Genomic DNA, 14,238 nt, shown 5'->3' with positions numbered 1-14,238 from the left:
TGTATTAGTATTGAGGGTTTTCGGTTATTTTAAACAATGAAATTTTGAAAACAAAAAGCTCCTTCAATTAAGAAAGGAGCTCAAGGGCACGTGCTGGCCAATCGGTAATAATGACATCTACACCATAATCGATCATAGTTTGTAAATCTTTGTATTCGTTAATTGTATAAGGGCGGAAAACGTACCCTTGTTTTTGCGCTAGTTGAACAAATTCCTTTGTAAGCAGTTGGAAATTTGGATGTAAACCAGTTGCTTCTCTAGTTTTTGCTTCGGCGATAGGATCAGCAAGTGGTGTATCATATAAAATTGCCCTTGGAATTTCAGGAGCTATTTCTGCTAATAATGAAACAGAGGCGTGGTTGAATGAAGAGAATACAATTTGATTAGACAGGTGGTATTCTCGAACGAGAGCGACAACTTTTTCTTCAATATTTGGATAGTGGATAACATCTGTTTTTAACTCAATGTTGAGCTGTAACTTTGTTGTAGATAACCAAATGAATACTTCGCGTAACGTCGGAATTTTTGCTTCATGGAAAGAAGGGTCTTTATGACTACCAGCATCTAAAGCTTGTAATTCTGCTACTGTTTTTTCAGAAACGTGGCCTATGCCATTCGTTGTGCGATCTACCGTTTCATCGTGAATCACGACAAGTTCACCATCTTTTGATAGGTGGACATCAAGTTCAATTCCATGGGCGCCAATGCGTTCAGCTTCTTGGAAGGCAATCATCGTATTTTCTGGATGTGTTCCTTTTACCCCGCGGTGGGCGAAAATAAGTGGTTTATTCATACGGAAATCTCCTTATCGTTTCTTTTCTTTCATTATGAAACTGCTTTTGGAAAAATACAATTGAATAGGATAAACATTTACAAAAGTCTAACAGTTGCACAAAAGTTAACGTTAACGTAAAATGTAATAATCGAGTGAAAGGAGGAATAAACATGTATAAAATTGATGAAGTCACAAAGCAAGTTGGTTTAACAAAACGTACACTTCGTTATTATGAGGAAATTGGTTTAATTCATCCCCCTGAACGTAGTGAGGGGAACATTCGCCTGTATACAGATGAGGATATTGCCAGAATTAAAAAAATTGTGGAAGCGAAAGAAGTGTTAGGAATTACGCTTCAAGAGATGCAGTATTTCTTATCGTTAAAAGAAAGAATGGAGCAAAGAAGAAATAGTGAGAATCCTCTTGACCGCGAAGTGATTCAAGAAATTAAAGAGATGCTTAAGCAACAAGTGCAAACGCTAGACGGAAAAATGGAGCAAATGCAGCGTGTAAAGGCAGAACTTGAAGATAGCTTACATCGTGCCGTGACATTTTTAGAGAGCACAAAAGGAGAATGATCAAAATGGAGAGCAAACAAAAACTAGGGAGATTGATTACAGTGGTAGCTACCTTCCTTGCCTTTTCGGGTATAGGGGTAGTCGACCCAATTTTACCAAGCATTGCTGAGCAAATTGGCGCATCCCATTGGCAAGTAGAGATGTTATTTACAGCATATATTTTAACAATGGCGATTATGATGTTACCAGCTGGAGTATTCGCATCGAGATTTGGTGATAAACGAATGATGACGATTGGTCTTGCGATCGTGACTGTATTTGCGTTTATATGTGGTATATCGCAAACGATTGCTCAATTATCTCTTTTCCGCGCAGGATGGGGATTAGGAAATGCGATGTTCTTCGCAACGGCGATGACATTATTGATTGCATTAAGTAAAGAAGTTCATGAAGCAGTAGGATTATATGAAGCAGCTATCGGTTTAGGGATGGCAGGCGGACCGTTATTAGGCGGGATATTAGGTGGACATTCTTGGCGTTACCCATTTTTTGCGACGAGTATTTTAATTTTCTTAGCATTTATTTTAGTTTTCTTTTTTGTAAAAGAACCCGAACGAAAAGTGAAGCGTAAAGCAGCAGGCGTAGGGGAATTACTTAACCTGGTGAAGTATAAACCGTTTATGCAAGGTGCGATTTCAGGAATGTTATACTACTACGGATTTTTCGTTGTGTTAGCATATTCACCACTTATTATGCATCTATCTGCTATTCAATTAGGATTTGTATTTTGTGGATGGGGATTAGCGCTAGCTTACGGTTCTGCAATTTTAGCCCATAAGCTAGAAGGTAAATATGAGCCAAAAGCATTATTGAAAGGTAGTTTACTCGTATTTGCGATTTTCTTAATCGCACTATTCTTTGTGAAAGTTATGTGGTTACAAATTGTATTAATTGTCCTATCAGGATTAGCATCTGGATTAAATAATGCATTATTTACAAGTTATGTAATGGATATTTCACCTTATGAAAGATCTGTTACATCAGGCGTTTATAACTTTGTTCGTTGGTTAGGTGGCGCAATTGCTCCAATCTTATCAGGGATCATCGGTCATGCTGTTTCACCGCAAAGTCCGTTTTTAGTCGGTGGAATTGTTGTGTTAGTTGGTTGCGTAATGCTTTTAATTCCGATTCGAAAACCGGTAGAAGTAGAGACAAAAGCCCTTTCTTAAGAAAGGGTTTTCTTTATGCATATATATTGGAACCCTCTGACTAAAATATATTTTCGGTATTTTTGTACTTTTAACTATACTTTTTGGATGTTTTGTTTTATTTTTGTTAGGGGACATTAATGATGTCCCTATTATAAATTTGCATTGAAAGGCGTGATTGTACGATGGAACTATGGTTCACTGAAAAACAAACAAAACATTTTGGGATTACGGCGCGTATTAACCGCACATTACATACGGAGCAAACAGAATTCCAAAAACTAGATATGGTTGAAACGGAAGAGTTCGGAAACATGCTTATTTTAGATGGCATGGTTATGACAACAGAAAAAGATGAGTTCGTTTATCATGAAATGGTAGCGCACGTACCTTTATTTACACATCCAAACCCTGAAAACGTATTAGTTGTTGGTGGCGGTGATGGCGGTGTTATTCGTGAAGTATTAAAACACCCAAGTGTAAAGAAAGCAACTCTTGTTGAAATCGATGGAAAGGTAATTGAGTACTCTAAACAATACTTACCATCAATTGCAGGCGCATTAGATAATGAGCGTGTAGAAGTAAAAGTAGGAGATGGCTTCCTACACATCGCAGAGAGCGAAAATGAATATGACGTAATTATGGTAGATTCTACTGAGCCAGTAGGACCAGCGGTAAACTTATTTACGAAAGGTTTCTACGCTGGAATTTCTAAAGCGTTAAAAGAAGATGGTATTTTCGTTGCACAAACGGACAACCCTTGGTTTACACCAGAATTAATTACAACTGTGTTTAAAGACGTAAAAGAGATCTTCCCTATTACTCGTTTATACACAGCGAACATTCCAACTTACCCAAGTGGTCTTTGGACGTTCACAATTGGATCTAAAAAACACGATCCATTAGAAGTAAGTGAAGATCGTTTCCACGAAATCGAAACGAAATACTACACAAAAGAATTACACAATGCAGCATTCGCATTACCGAAGTTTGTTGGCGATCTAATTAAGTAAGAAAATCGTATCGAACAAATAAAGTGTAAGTAGCTCATTTAAGGTGTTTGTCCAGAAGACTTGAACATGCTAGCTACTTACACTCCTATAAAGAAAATCGTCTTTTTGTTATGAAACAGAAGACCCGGTAAATCGAGAAAGAGGAGCAGCTCGCTCCAAATTTGAGAAATAATGAAAGGTTGGGATACCTTAAGTTCCACATAAGGAGGAAAAGAATATGCGTTTTGATGAAGCTTATTCAGGTAAAGTATTTATTAAAAGTCATCCAAGTTTTGAAGAGTCAAAGGTAGTTATTTACGGGATGCCTATGGATTGGACAGTAAGTTACCGTCCAGGTTCTCGCTTTGGCCCTGCACGTATTCGTGAAGTATCAATCGGTCTTGAAGAATATAGCCCATATTTAGATCGTGAACTAGAAGAGGTAAAATATTTTGATGCGGGTGATATTCCATTACCATTCGGAAACGCACAACGCAGCTTAGACATGATTGAAGAGTATGTATCAAAACTTTTAGATGCCGGTAAGTTTCCACTAGGTCTCGGCGGTGAGCACTTAGTGTCTTGGCCAATTTTTAAGGCAATGGCAAAAAAATATCCGGATTTAGCAATCATCCATATGGATGCTCATACTGATTTACGTGAGTCGTATGAAGGGGAGCCTTTATCCCACTCTACACCTATTCGTAAAGTGTGCGATTTAATTGGTCCGGAAAACGTATATTCTTTCGGTATTCGTTCTGGAATGAAGGAAGAATTCGAATGGGCAAAAGAAGTAGGTATGAACTTATATAAATTTGACGTATTAGAACCGTTAAAAGAAGTATTACCGAAACTTGCAGGACGCCCAGTCTATGTCACAATCGACATTGACGTATTAGACCCAGCTCATGCTCCTGGAACAGGAACGTTAGAAGCTGGAGGTATCACATCTAAAGAATTATTAGATTCCATCGTAGCAATTGCAAATTCAAATATAAATGTAGTTGGAGCAGACTTAGTAGAAGTAGCTCCTGTCTACGACCATAGTGATCAAACACCAGTCGCAGCAAGCAAATTCGTGCGGGAAATGCTGCTCGGTTGGGTGAAGTAAAAGCGGAGGCAGCTCGCTCAGAATCGCAGGTCATTGGAACGCTCGACCGAGAGTGTGAAATGGCCGGAGATTCTAGCTGCTGTAGCTGGATAAAATAAAAGTGAAGCCGACTGTTTAGACCCGGTGACTAAGGTTCTTTCCTGCAAAAGGTGCTTTTTACCTTTTGGCAGGGAAGGTTCTTAGACGCAAGGGTATAGGAGGCGTAACTGGATAAAACAAGGGCCTCCTATATGAATAGGGGGCCCTTGTTTTGGCGATATGTGTCGGTAAGTCAATATATTTAAAAAATCGCCGATATAATTTTATTTACCTTCACGCGACATAAAAAAGAGCTATTCTCAAGCGATGAGAATAGCTCTTTTTCTTATGCAACCTTCTCTTCCGAAGTAATGCCGCGAATTTCATCAGCAGAGCGAATTGGATATTTACGGAACACGATTGATCCGATATATCCAACAATCGTGGTAACGATTCCACATAATACAGCAGCAATTGTTACCTTTACAACGTCATTAAATCCGAATAAGACAAGAAGTCCTGGGATTGGTGATGCTGTTCCTGGCGCATTATTAACGAGCTGGAACAGAGATGTAATAATACCAGCAAGTGCACCGCCAACGAAGTTCGTCGCATAAATTGGAATTGGATTTGCTGAAACAACATCGGCTTGTGTTAAAGGTTCGATTGCTACAGCAATTGTATCTTTCTTTGAACAAATCTTTAGTCGTTTAAAGAAAATAAAGTTCATTGGGGCTGAGGCTGCTACGGCAAGACTACCAATTGCCATTGGTAAACCTGTTAATCCAAGCATTGCAGTGAGTGCCATAGAACTCAGTGGAGAGGTAGAAATAACTGTTATTAATCCACCAAGCATAATACCCATAATAATAGGACTTTCTGTAGTTGCAACTGAAATCATAGAACCGATTTTACCGAGCGTTGCGTTCACGAGCGGATCCATAAGCATTGCCATTCCGCGTGAGATTGGTGCGGCAATAAATAAAATTGCTAAAAACTCTACGCCAGCCGGTAATTTTTTTTCGAGAAATTTCACGACGAAAGCGCAAACGTATCCAGCGAAAAATCCTGGTAAAATACCGAATCCGCTAGTAGCGATACCGATTAAAACAGCATATACGGGTGAAACACCGATTGCTAGTGCGACTAAAATTGCCGCTGCGACACCGCTCATACTACCAGAAGCTTCCCCTACTGATTGTAAAAAGTCGTTATGAAACATTTCTCCACCGATATAACGGTGAAATGCTTCAATAAGAAAACTTGCGATTGCTGCATTAGCTAAAGCACCCATCGCTTTCATACCGTAAGGAGCACGGTAACTAAAAAGTGTAAATAGACAAAGTACAACAAGTAATAGTGCTAAACCTTGCAAGATAGCCATTTGAAAACTGTCTCCTTTGATTTTTGTAATAAAAATTTGTATCATTCAATAATAATATAAAAGTTCATGAAACGGAAAAATTTTTTATTGGGAACTTACTATAAGGTGAAAATGCCTTACAATAATGTAAGGAAAGTGTAAGGCATTTAGATAGAGTATAGTATGTCATTTTTCGTATAATACAAGTATAGATATATGACTAGAGAGAAAGAAGTGCAAACAGGAGGTTCATGTATGAAATTGGTAATTAAAGTTTTAGCTGTATTCGCCATCATTTTAGGCGGAACAGCGTATTATTTGAACACAAAAACAGAAGGTGTACATGCTTTTGTAGACAACTTCTTTTCAAATAAAGAAATACAAGATTATTATGCGGTTATAGATAAAGGTGAGAAAAAAGACGGTGAATACTTGTATACATTTAAAGGGTATACAGAGGACGGAAAGCTACAAGTTGTGAAAAAAATGATGAACCGTGAATTGCATACGGGGGCGTTTATAAAAATTTATGCAAAAGGTATGCAAGGAAAAGGATGGGCTGAAATCCCGAAAGAATCAATTCCGCAAAAAGCGTTGGAAAAAATAGAAAAACGGTAAAAGGAGCGACTCATTCGCTCCTTTTTTAGTGCGTTAAAATCGTGATAGATGTTTTTTCTTTGTTAGAAACGATTTGTACACGTCCGCCAATTGGGAAAGTGAAAATCGGGGTTGTATGCCCGAAACTTGCGTTTGCAATGATAGGGATATGTGCAAGTTCAAGCTTTGAAGCAATCATTTCTTGTATGTCTTCTATCGTACATTCTGCACCTTTTTGCATCTTTCCTATAACGATACCTTTTATGTACTCAAAATCTTGCTGCTGCATAAGGGAATGTAAATAACGATCAAAAGTTTTAAGGGTAGCTGTTCCAGTTAAACTATCCTCTTCAAGAAATAAAATTTTGCCTTTTAAATTTGGCATATATGGTGTACCTTGCAGTAAATTCAATGTGCTCATATTACCACCGATAATCTCCCCAGTTGCTTCGCCTTCGTGAATTGAAACATATCCTTCATTTTTAATAAATTCTCGATTTTCCTGATCGATGTACCAAGAATCATCGCTCCATGTTTCAGATGGCAGGACTTCAATAGGCTCATTAGAAGTTAAGCATTTTAAAAAGTAATCGTTCGTATACTCGAGCCCTTTCTCCATTCCAAATGAAGAGAAATGGGGCCCTGAATATGTAATGAGTCCTGTTTTTGCGTAGATGGCATTATTTAAAGCGGTAATATCAGAGTAGCCACAGAAGAACTTCGGATTTTCTCGAATTAAATTATAATCGAGGTGTTTCAATAAACCGTTAGAGTTGTATCCGCCAAGTGTCGTCAAAATAGCTTTTACATTCGGGTCTTTAAATGCCTCGTGGAGGTCGTGAACGCGTGAAGAAATAGAAGAGGAAGCAAATCGATCGATCTCGTCAGCATATGTTGAGAATGTAACTTGAAAGCCCATGTCGGTTAATCTTTTGATAGCAAGCTCTTGGCACGTATTTGAGACAATACTTAAACTACAAGATGGTGAAATCACTCTAATTTCATCACCTGTTTTTAATTTATTTGATAGCATTTGATTCACCTCTTTAAATGAAAGAATATTTAGATTTAAAAAATATTTTATCATATGAAATAAAGTGAAAGTGAATTATTTTTTGAAATGGAGTTTTCCTGATTTTTCAGCAGACAGACAGAGGTTTTTTTTGATATGATAGGAAAAGTGATTTATTATATACATTATTTAATATCTATAACATTTGAAAGGTGTGCAAGACGTGGAGAAACAACTTGCAGGCTTGCCGGTACACGTTCATTTCGTAACAGAAATCCGTGAAGGGGCGAGGAAGGAAACCGTTGCTTTTGAAGCAAATGGTCAATACTATGTAAAAGGTCAAGGTACATACGTAACATTCCAAGAGCCGAACGAACAGGGCGAAGTGAAAACAATTATTAAAATTCAAGATGAACAAGTTCTCATTATGCGTTCAGGTGCTGTTTCTATGCGTCAAACGCATGTGAAAGGTGAATGGACAACTGGTACGTACACGAGTGAACTTGGTACGTTTGCATTGCAAACGAAAACTGATAACGTTCTTTTTAAATGGTCGGATGAAAAGAAAAAAGGACAACTCTTCTTAACGTACGCATTGCTTCTAAGTGAACAAGAAGCTGGCAGATATACAATTACAATTAATTTGAAGGAGGCAAAATAATGAATTCTTTAGAACAAGTAAAAGGATTAATTAAAGAAGAAATTCAAGCTGCTGTATTAAAGGCAGAATTAGCAACAGAAGAACAGATTCCAAACGTTGTATTAGAATCTCCAAAAGATAAGACAAATGGTGACTTCTCTACAAACATGGCAATGCAACTTGCGCGCGTTGCGAAAAAAGCACCTCGTATGATTGCAGAAGAATTAGTTGCAAACTTCGATAAAGCAAAAGCTTCTATTGAAAAAATTGAAATCGCAGGTCCTGGTTTCATTAACTTCTACATGGATAATAGCTACTTAACAGACTTAATCCCAACAATCGTTAATGCTGGTGAAGCTTACGGTGAAACGAATACTGGTAAAGGTGAAAAAGTACAGGTTGAGTTCGTATCTGCGAATCCAACAGGTGATCTTCACTTAGGGCACGCACGTGGTGCAGCAGTAGGTGACACTTTATGTAACCTACTAGCAAAAGCAGGATACGATGTATCTCGTGAGTACTACATTAATGACGCTGGTAACCAAATTCATAACTTAGCTCTTTCTGTTGAAGCTCGTTACATGCAAGCTTTAGGCTTAGAGAAAGAAATGCCAGAAGACGGATACCACGGTGCAGACATCATTGCAATCGGTAAACGTTTAGCAGAAGAATTTGGTGATCGTTATGCGAAAGCTGATGAAAAAGAAAGCTATGAATTCTACCGTGAGTACGGTTTAAAATATGAATTAGCAAAACTTCAAAAAGACTTAGAAAGCTTCCGCGTTAAATTTGATGTATGGTTCTCAGAAACATCATTATACAAAAACGGAAAAATCGATCAAGCTCTTGCTGTATTAAAAGAGCGCGAAGAGATCTTTGAAGAAGATGGAGCAACTTGGTTCCGTTCAATGACTTACGGTGACGATAAAAACCGTGTATTAATTAAAAATGATGGATCTTACACATACTTAACACCAGATATCGCGTATCATCGTGATAAATTAGAGCGTGGTTTCGATAAATTAATCAACATTTGGGGTGCTGACCACCACGGTTACATTCCTCGTATGAAAGCTGCTATTCAAGCGCTAGGTTACGATAAAGAAACACTTGAAGTAGAAATCATCCAAATGGTACAACTGTATCAAAACGGTGAAAAAATGAAGATGAGTAAGCGTACAGGTAAAGCAGTTACACTTCGTGAGCTTATGGAAGAAGTAGGCGTGGACGCAATGCGTTACTTCTTCGCAATGCGTAGCGGTGATTCTCATTTAGATTTCGATATGGACTTAGCTGTATCAAAATCTAATGAAAATCCAGTATACTATGCACAATATGCACATGCTCGTGTATGCAGTATCCTTCGTCAAGGTGAAGAGTTAGGATTAGCTACAGGTGGAGACGTGAACTACAAACTTGTTACTTCTGAGAAAGAAGTAGAGTTACTGAAAAAACTTGGTGAATTCCCAGCAGTAGTTGCGGATGCAGCACAAAAACGTCTACCACACCGCATTACAAACTATGCATTTGAATTAGCAGCAGCATTACACAGCTTCTACAATGCAGAAAAAGTATTAAACCAAGATAACGTAGAATTAAGTAAAGCTCGTTATGAATTAATGAAAGCAGTACGCACTACACTTCAAAACGCACTAGCAATCGTAGGAGTATCTGCACCAGAAAAAATGTAATTAAGAAAAGCGGAAGCGGCTCGTTCAGAATAGGAGGGGATGGAGCTCCTGACAGAGAGGCGTACTTTGCCTCGGAGGAAGGCGCGAAGCCACCGAGTATTCTAGCCGCTGGAGCTGGACAATAAAGAAAAGCGGAGCCGACTGTTTAGCCCCGAAGGCTAAGGTTCTTTCCCACAGAAGATGCATTTTATCTTCTCGTGGGGAAGGTTCTTAGACAGAAGGGGCTAGGAGGCAGAGCTGGACATAAAGAAAAGCGGAGCCGATTTTTCGCTTTCAGTAAAAGGCAATCACACAATGTTGTGATTGCTTTTTTGTATGGAGATAATAAAAAATAAAATTTTATCAAACAAAAGGAGAATTTGCGTCGTCTTATATAAATGACAGGAGGTTTCCGATGGAAGAAAAGGTAGAAGAATTAATTGATATATATAAGCAGCAAATATATTCCTTATGCTATAAATTAGCGAAAACGAAAGAAGATGCAGAAGATATTTTTCAAGAGACTTGGATAAAGGTTTTTTCCTCTAGGCACCAACTTTCTTGTGTGGAAAATTATAAAAAATGGATTACTACAATTTGTGTTCGTACATTTTATGACTTTTATCGTAAAAAGAAAAGGTTTAAAGATCGCGTATTAGATTTGTTTCATAAAGAGGATGGTGGAGAAATAGATTTCGCAGATGAAGTGGATGTATCAGAAGAATTTATTCAAAAAGTAGAAGCAGAAATGATACGGGAAGTTATACAGTTATTGAATGAAAAATATAAAACCGTGCTCGTACTCTACTATTATGAACAATACTCTTATAAAGAAATGAGCGAAATATTAAATATACCGATTGGTACGGTGAAATACCGCCTTAATTATGCGAAGAAGCAAATGCGGGAACATTTGGAGGGGTTCGTTTATGACGGAAGATAAGTTTGATCAGAAGATAAGGAGCAGCTTAGCTGAAGACACAATTCCAAGCGAAGAGCTGATAAATAATACGAAACAGGGCGTACGAAATGCTCGCAAATTAGAGAAGAGATGGGTTATTTGTATTCATGCTATTTGGATTATTTTATTAACAGTTGTTATGGAACAGTTTGTCGTTCATTTGAATCATAAAGTCCCTATGTTGATAGCAAGTGTGATTATGATGCATCTATACGTTCCTATATATATTGTCATACAGTCATTTTTAAAGAAGGAGTATAAATTACATGATAGAGTTCGCTAATCCATTTGTAGTATTTGAGATAGCTGGGATTACAATGCTTTTGACTTTTATAGCACTTTTAGTATGTGTAGCATCATGGGTATATACAGATGCGAAAACGCGTGGAATAAGTAAATGGTGGAGTGTTATAGCAATTGTATTGCCATTTTTTATTGGAGTTTTGTTATATATGATACGAAGAAGTAACAAGAAAATAGAAGGAGAACATACAATGAAGGCTATGAAAAAACAAAAGATAACATTGGTTGTCATATTTGCAAGTGCGATGTTTGTATTACTGAGCGGCTTTGCTTTCGTTCAAACGTTAGATGATATGTGGAAAGCTGGTGATATATATTTAGAAAGTGAGAAGCAAGGAGAGGCAAGTTATGAAGCAAAATTTTCATCATGGGATATTGCTGGTAAAGATATTGAAATTCAGTACGAGAAAGATACAGAAGTGACATTTTCTTATGAAACAGATGCAAAACGCGGTAATTTATGCTTTAGCTTGTATGAAAGACAAGGGGAAGGGATAAAAGAGTTAAAGGAAATTTGTGAATCAAAAAAAGGTGCTTTTACAGTTACATTAAAAGCGAATGAAAAATATGTGTTTCGTATAAGTGGTGTAATGGTGAAAGATGGATTTGTAAAAGTAAAATGGAAAGAGAAATAAAGGGGCCCTGTAAAAGGACCTCTTTTCTATTGGATAGTATACGTAACAGAAAAGCTAATAGGACTATAGTAAACGTAAGGCGCATGAAATTGAACATACATATTTCCATCTGTTTTTGCAGTGAAAATTCTGCCGTACCCATCAGAATAACGTCCGATAAGGCTATGATTTGAGTCATAAACACTGTAACTAGGAGTTTTACTGTTAGGTTGAATTGTTAACTCTTGTCCCTTTTGAAGGAAAACAGGTTCTTGTTCAGAACTACTTCCAGTTTGCAAAGAATAAAATTTTGTAAAGCTTTGTTCTTGAGTGGCAGCAGCGACCTTTGTTTCAGGAATAAACGCGGTAGTACCAGTAATTCCTGCTAAAGTTAACGCACCGGCTAAAATCATTTTTTTCATAGTAAAAAAGCCTCCTTATTAGTTGTAATCATTTTTGTTACAGTTAATATTGTATATGATAATGAGCAGGAGGAAATATGCTTTTATGCATATATGTATTTTCTCAATAAAGGACCACTGATTTTTATCAGTGGTCCTTTAAATAATTAAGCGGCTTTTTGATTTGTTTGAGTAACAGGTTTTTGAAGAGTATTATAAACACCAGTTCCGATAACCTCTAATGCCATTTTCATACGTTCAGGTGAAATGTTTTCTAACACATTATCTTGAGGTGTATGGTATACCTTCTCAATATGATAGATTAATGGATTCCAACTATCGACACCCATCCATATGAATAGGGCGGCCGGAATACCAACTTCAGCAAATGGCACATGATCACTAGAGCCAAATTTTCCTTGAAGAACGAGTTCATTATTTAATTGTTTACCTGCTTGTAAGGCTGCGTTTGTTACCAGGTTTGGAGAACCGTTAGGCGTCATAGCATATAAATTCTTCGCTTTGTCGTAATTTGTTGCAACCATGTCTGCATTAAAGACACCTAAAATTCGATCGCGTTCTTTTTGGGACAGACTATTCACGTAATAATCGGAGCCAAGTAAGCCAGTCTCTTCAGAACCAAAAGCAATAAAACGAATTTCTTTATCAGTTTCTACATTTTGAAAAGCGCGTGCTAACTCTAATACTAACCCTGTACCAGAAGCATTGTCATTTGCTCCAGGTGCGCCGACTACGCTATCATAGTGCGAACTTACAACGACAGCTTTTTCATTACCCGTACTATTTTTAGGTTTCTTTTTAGCGATGACGTTTAATGATGTTAAATTAGATTCATGTCTTGCTTTTAGGGAAAGAATTGTTGTCCCTTTTTTAGCAATTTCCTCTTTAAATGCATTTCCTTGCGCATAAGCAAGACCAAAGACAGGGATAGATTGCTTTTTCGTTAGGCGGGGATTGAAGGTTTGTCCATAATTTCCACGTCCGCCAATTAAACTGTATAAAAGAACTCCTTTTGCTCCTTTACTAACAGCATTTTCAACTTGTTTATTGTAGTCTGCAACTGTTGTTCCTCTTTCAAATAGAACAATTTTCCCGTTTACTTCATTTGGGATATCCTCTAATTTTGTTCCACCTTGAACAAAGATAAGAGGGGCTGTAACAGCTTCTGTAGAAATTAGTGCGTTAGGAGCAGCGCCAGCTTGCCAATTACGCTTTGTGGATAATGGTGATTCCATAAATCCAACGTATTGATCGGGCACTTGAAATGGTTGATATTCTACTTCATAGCCCATTGATTTAAGCTGCATACCAATGTAGCGAGAAGCCCATTCTTCCGATTTTGTCCCACCGGGGCGAGGACCAATTGTTTCAGATAAGAAACGGATGTGTTCGATGGCGTGGTTTGCATCAACTTGTTTTGTGATAGGTGAAGTTTGTGTGATTTCTGACGTGGAATCAGCTTTAGCTTGTCCGACTGGAGCTAAGCTAACAGCGAGTGATACAGCAAGCAAAGAGCTTACTATTTTTTGTTTCAAAGATTTTTTCATTTTTTCCTCTCCTATTCTTCTATTCTCTCTGACTGACAAAAGAAGACGGATAACGACTTCATTTTACCTTTATCTCTATTTATTTTCAATATTCTGACATTGAGAAATAAAAAATGCTGTATGCATATTTGCATATTTTTGATAGAGACATGTATGCTATCATTTTAAATGAAGGTTCGCTTTCTGTTTGGAAAGCTCCTACATTGCATGAATCTAGTGTACCCAAACTTTAGATTATGTAGAGAAAAGAATCCACTGTAGGGTTTCTTTTCTCATGTTTGAATCATGTGATGATAAATATGTTTCCGCATTTCATACTTATTATCAGTGATATATGTAAGGCATCCATATGAAAATACGAGGCTGTTCAAAGGTTTTCCGTACCTTTGGACAGCCTCACCCCGTTAAAAGGACGATACTCTATGTATCGTCCTTTTTTGCATAAAAAACACCCAATCAAATATTCACTTGATTGGGTGTGAAAAAC

Annotated in this window: 15 protein-coding genes; 10 read left to right on the top strand and 5 right to left on the bottom strand. The window is 37.5% G+C overall.

Annotated features, from left to right (window positions below; all coding sequences use genetic code 11):
* Window positions 1-67 precede the first annotated feature (67 nt).
* Window positions 68-793: a glycerophosphodiester phosphodiesterase gene (locus ACZ76X_RS21725; RefSeq protein ID WP_098668210.1), complete on the bottom strand. Its 726-nt coding sequence runs from the start codon at window positions 791-793 to the stop codon at window positions 68-70.
* A 152-nt stretch (window positions 794-945) separates the two neighbouring features.
* Here ACZ76X_RS21725 and ACZ76X_RS21720 point away from each other — a divergent pair, with 152 nt between their 5' ends.
* The 4 genes from ACZ76X_RS21720 (at window position 946) to speB (ending at window position 4,604) form a co-directional block, all read left to right on the top strand.
* Entirely contained in the window at window positions 946-1,353 is a 408-nt protein-coding gene (locus tag ACZ76X_RS21720; RefSeq protein WP_306186325.1) for a MerR family transcriptional regulator, read from the top strand.
* A 5-nt stretch (window positions 1,354-1,358) separates the two neighbouring features.
* Window positions 1,359-2,522 carry an MFS transporter gene (locus tag ACZ76X_RS21715; protein WP_479851657.1) on the top strand — a complete coding sequence of 388 codons (1,164 nt, stop codon included), beginning with the start codon at window positions 1,359-1,361 and terminating at the stop codon, window positions 2,520-2,522.
* Between the two features lie 164 nt (window positions 2,523-2,686).
* Entirely contained in the window at window positions 2,687-3,514 is an 828-nt protein-coding gene (gene speE / locus ACZ76X_RS21710) for a polyamine aminopropyltransferase (protein ID WP_060632991.1), read from the top strand.
* A 217-nt stretch (window positions 3,515-3,731) separates the two neighbouring features.
* Window positions 3,732-4,604, top strand: coding sequence for an agmatinase (gene speB, locus ACZ76X_RS21705; protein ID WP_048528013.1), 873 nt, complete (start codon window positions 3,732-3,734; stop codon window positions 4,602-4,604).
* Window positions 4,605-4,968: 364 nt separating this feature from the next.
* Here speB and ACZ76X_RS21700 read toward each other — a convergent pair whose 3' ends face one another.
* Window positions 4,969-6,006, bottom strand: a complete 1,038-nt coding sequence (locus tag ACZ76X_RS21700; RefSeq protein ID WP_000996323.1) for a PTS sugar transporter subunit IIC — start codon at window positions 6,004-6,006, stop codon at window positions 4,969-4,971.
* Window positions 6,007-6,240: 234 nt separating this feature from the next.
* Between ACZ76X_RS21700 and ACZ76X_RS21695 the strand changes: the two genes are divergently transcribed.
* Window positions 6,241-6,603: a YxeA family protein gene (locus tag ACZ76X_RS21695; RefSeq protein WP_479851656.1), complete on the top strand. Its 363-nt coding sequence runs from the start codon at window positions 6,241-6,243 to the stop codon at window positions 6,601-6,603.
* Between the two features lie 25 nt (window positions 6,604-6,628).
* Here ACZ76X_RS21695 and ACZ76X_RS21690 read toward each other — a convergent pair whose 3' ends face one another.
* Entirely contained in the window at window positions 6,629-7,615 is a 987-nt protein-coding gene (locus ACZ76X_RS21690) for a S66 family peptidase (protein WP_479851655.1), read from the bottom strand.
* A gap of 202 nt (window positions 7,616-7,817) precedes the next feature.
* Between ACZ76X_RS21690 and ACZ76X_RS21685 the strand changes: the two genes are divergently transcribed.
* The 5 genes from ACZ76X_RS21685 (at window position 7,818) to ACZ76X_RS21665 (ending at window position 11,803) form a co-directional block, all read left to right on the top strand.
* The gene (locus ACZ76X_RS21685; RefSeq protein WP_000414867.1) at window positions 7,818-8,255 is read left to right on the top strand and encodes a YwiB family protein; all 438 of its coding nucleotides are present in this window, start codon (window positions 7,818-7,820) and stop codon (window positions 8,253-8,255) included.
* On the top strand, window positions 8,255-9,925 hold the full coding sequence (argS, locus tag ACZ76X_RS21680) for an arginine--tRNA ligase (protein WP_306186330.1): 1,671 nt from the start codon (window positions 8,255-8,257) through the stop codon (window positions 9,923-9,925). Before ACZ76X_RS21685 ends, argS begins: the two co-directional genes overlap by 1 nt.
* Window positions 9,926-10,319: 394 nt before the next feature.
* A complete protein-coding gene (locus tag ACZ76X_RS21675) occupies window positions 10,320-10,847 on the top strand; it encodes an RNA polymerase sigma factor (protein WP_479851654.1) in 528 nt (175 codons plus the stop codon).
* The gene (locus ACZ76X_RS21670; protein WP_479851653.1) at window positions 10,834-11,148 is read left to right on the top strand and encodes an anti-sigma factor; all 315 of its coding nucleotides are present in this window, start codon (window positions 10,834-10,836) and stop codon (window positions 11,146-11,148) included. The genes ACZ76X_RS21675 and ACZ76X_RS21670 overlap by 14 nt, the downstream gene beginning before the upstream one ends.
* Entirely contained in the window at window positions 11,132-11,803 is a 672-nt protein-coding gene (locus ACZ76X_RS21665) for an anti-sigma factor (protein ID WP_479851652.1), read from the top strand. The genes ACZ76X_RS21670 and ACZ76X_RS21665 overlap by 17 nt, the downstream gene beginning before the upstream one ends.
* A 26-nt stretch (window positions 11,804-11,829) precedes the next feature.
* On the opposite strand, the gene ACZ76X_RS21660 is transcribed toward ACZ76X_RS21665, so the two are convergent.
* Together ACZ76X_RS21660 and ACZ76X_RS21655 are read right to left on the bottom strand one after the other, a co-directional pair.
* Window positions 11,830-12,204: a hypothetical protein gene (locus ACZ76X_RS21660; RefSeq protein ID WP_098668203.1), complete on the bottom strand. Its 375-nt coding sequence runs from the start codon at window positions 12,202-12,204 to the stop codon at window positions 11,830-11,832.
* A gap of 146 nt (window positions 12,205-12,350) precedes the next feature.
* Complete coding sequence (locus tag ACZ76X_RS21655; protein WP_479851651.1) at window positions 12,351-13,751, bottom strand: M28 family metallopeptidase; 1,401 nt, start codon at window positions 13,749-13,751, stop codon at window positions 12,351-12,353.
* Between the last annotated feature and the right edge of the window lie 487 nt (window positions 13,752-14,238).

The sequence above is a fragment of the Bacillus sp. BC05(2025) genome, from assembly GCF_056725905.1.
The sequence above is the reverse complement of the archived record's forward strand: the minus strand, read 5'-3'. Positions and strand labels throughout refer to the sequence as shown.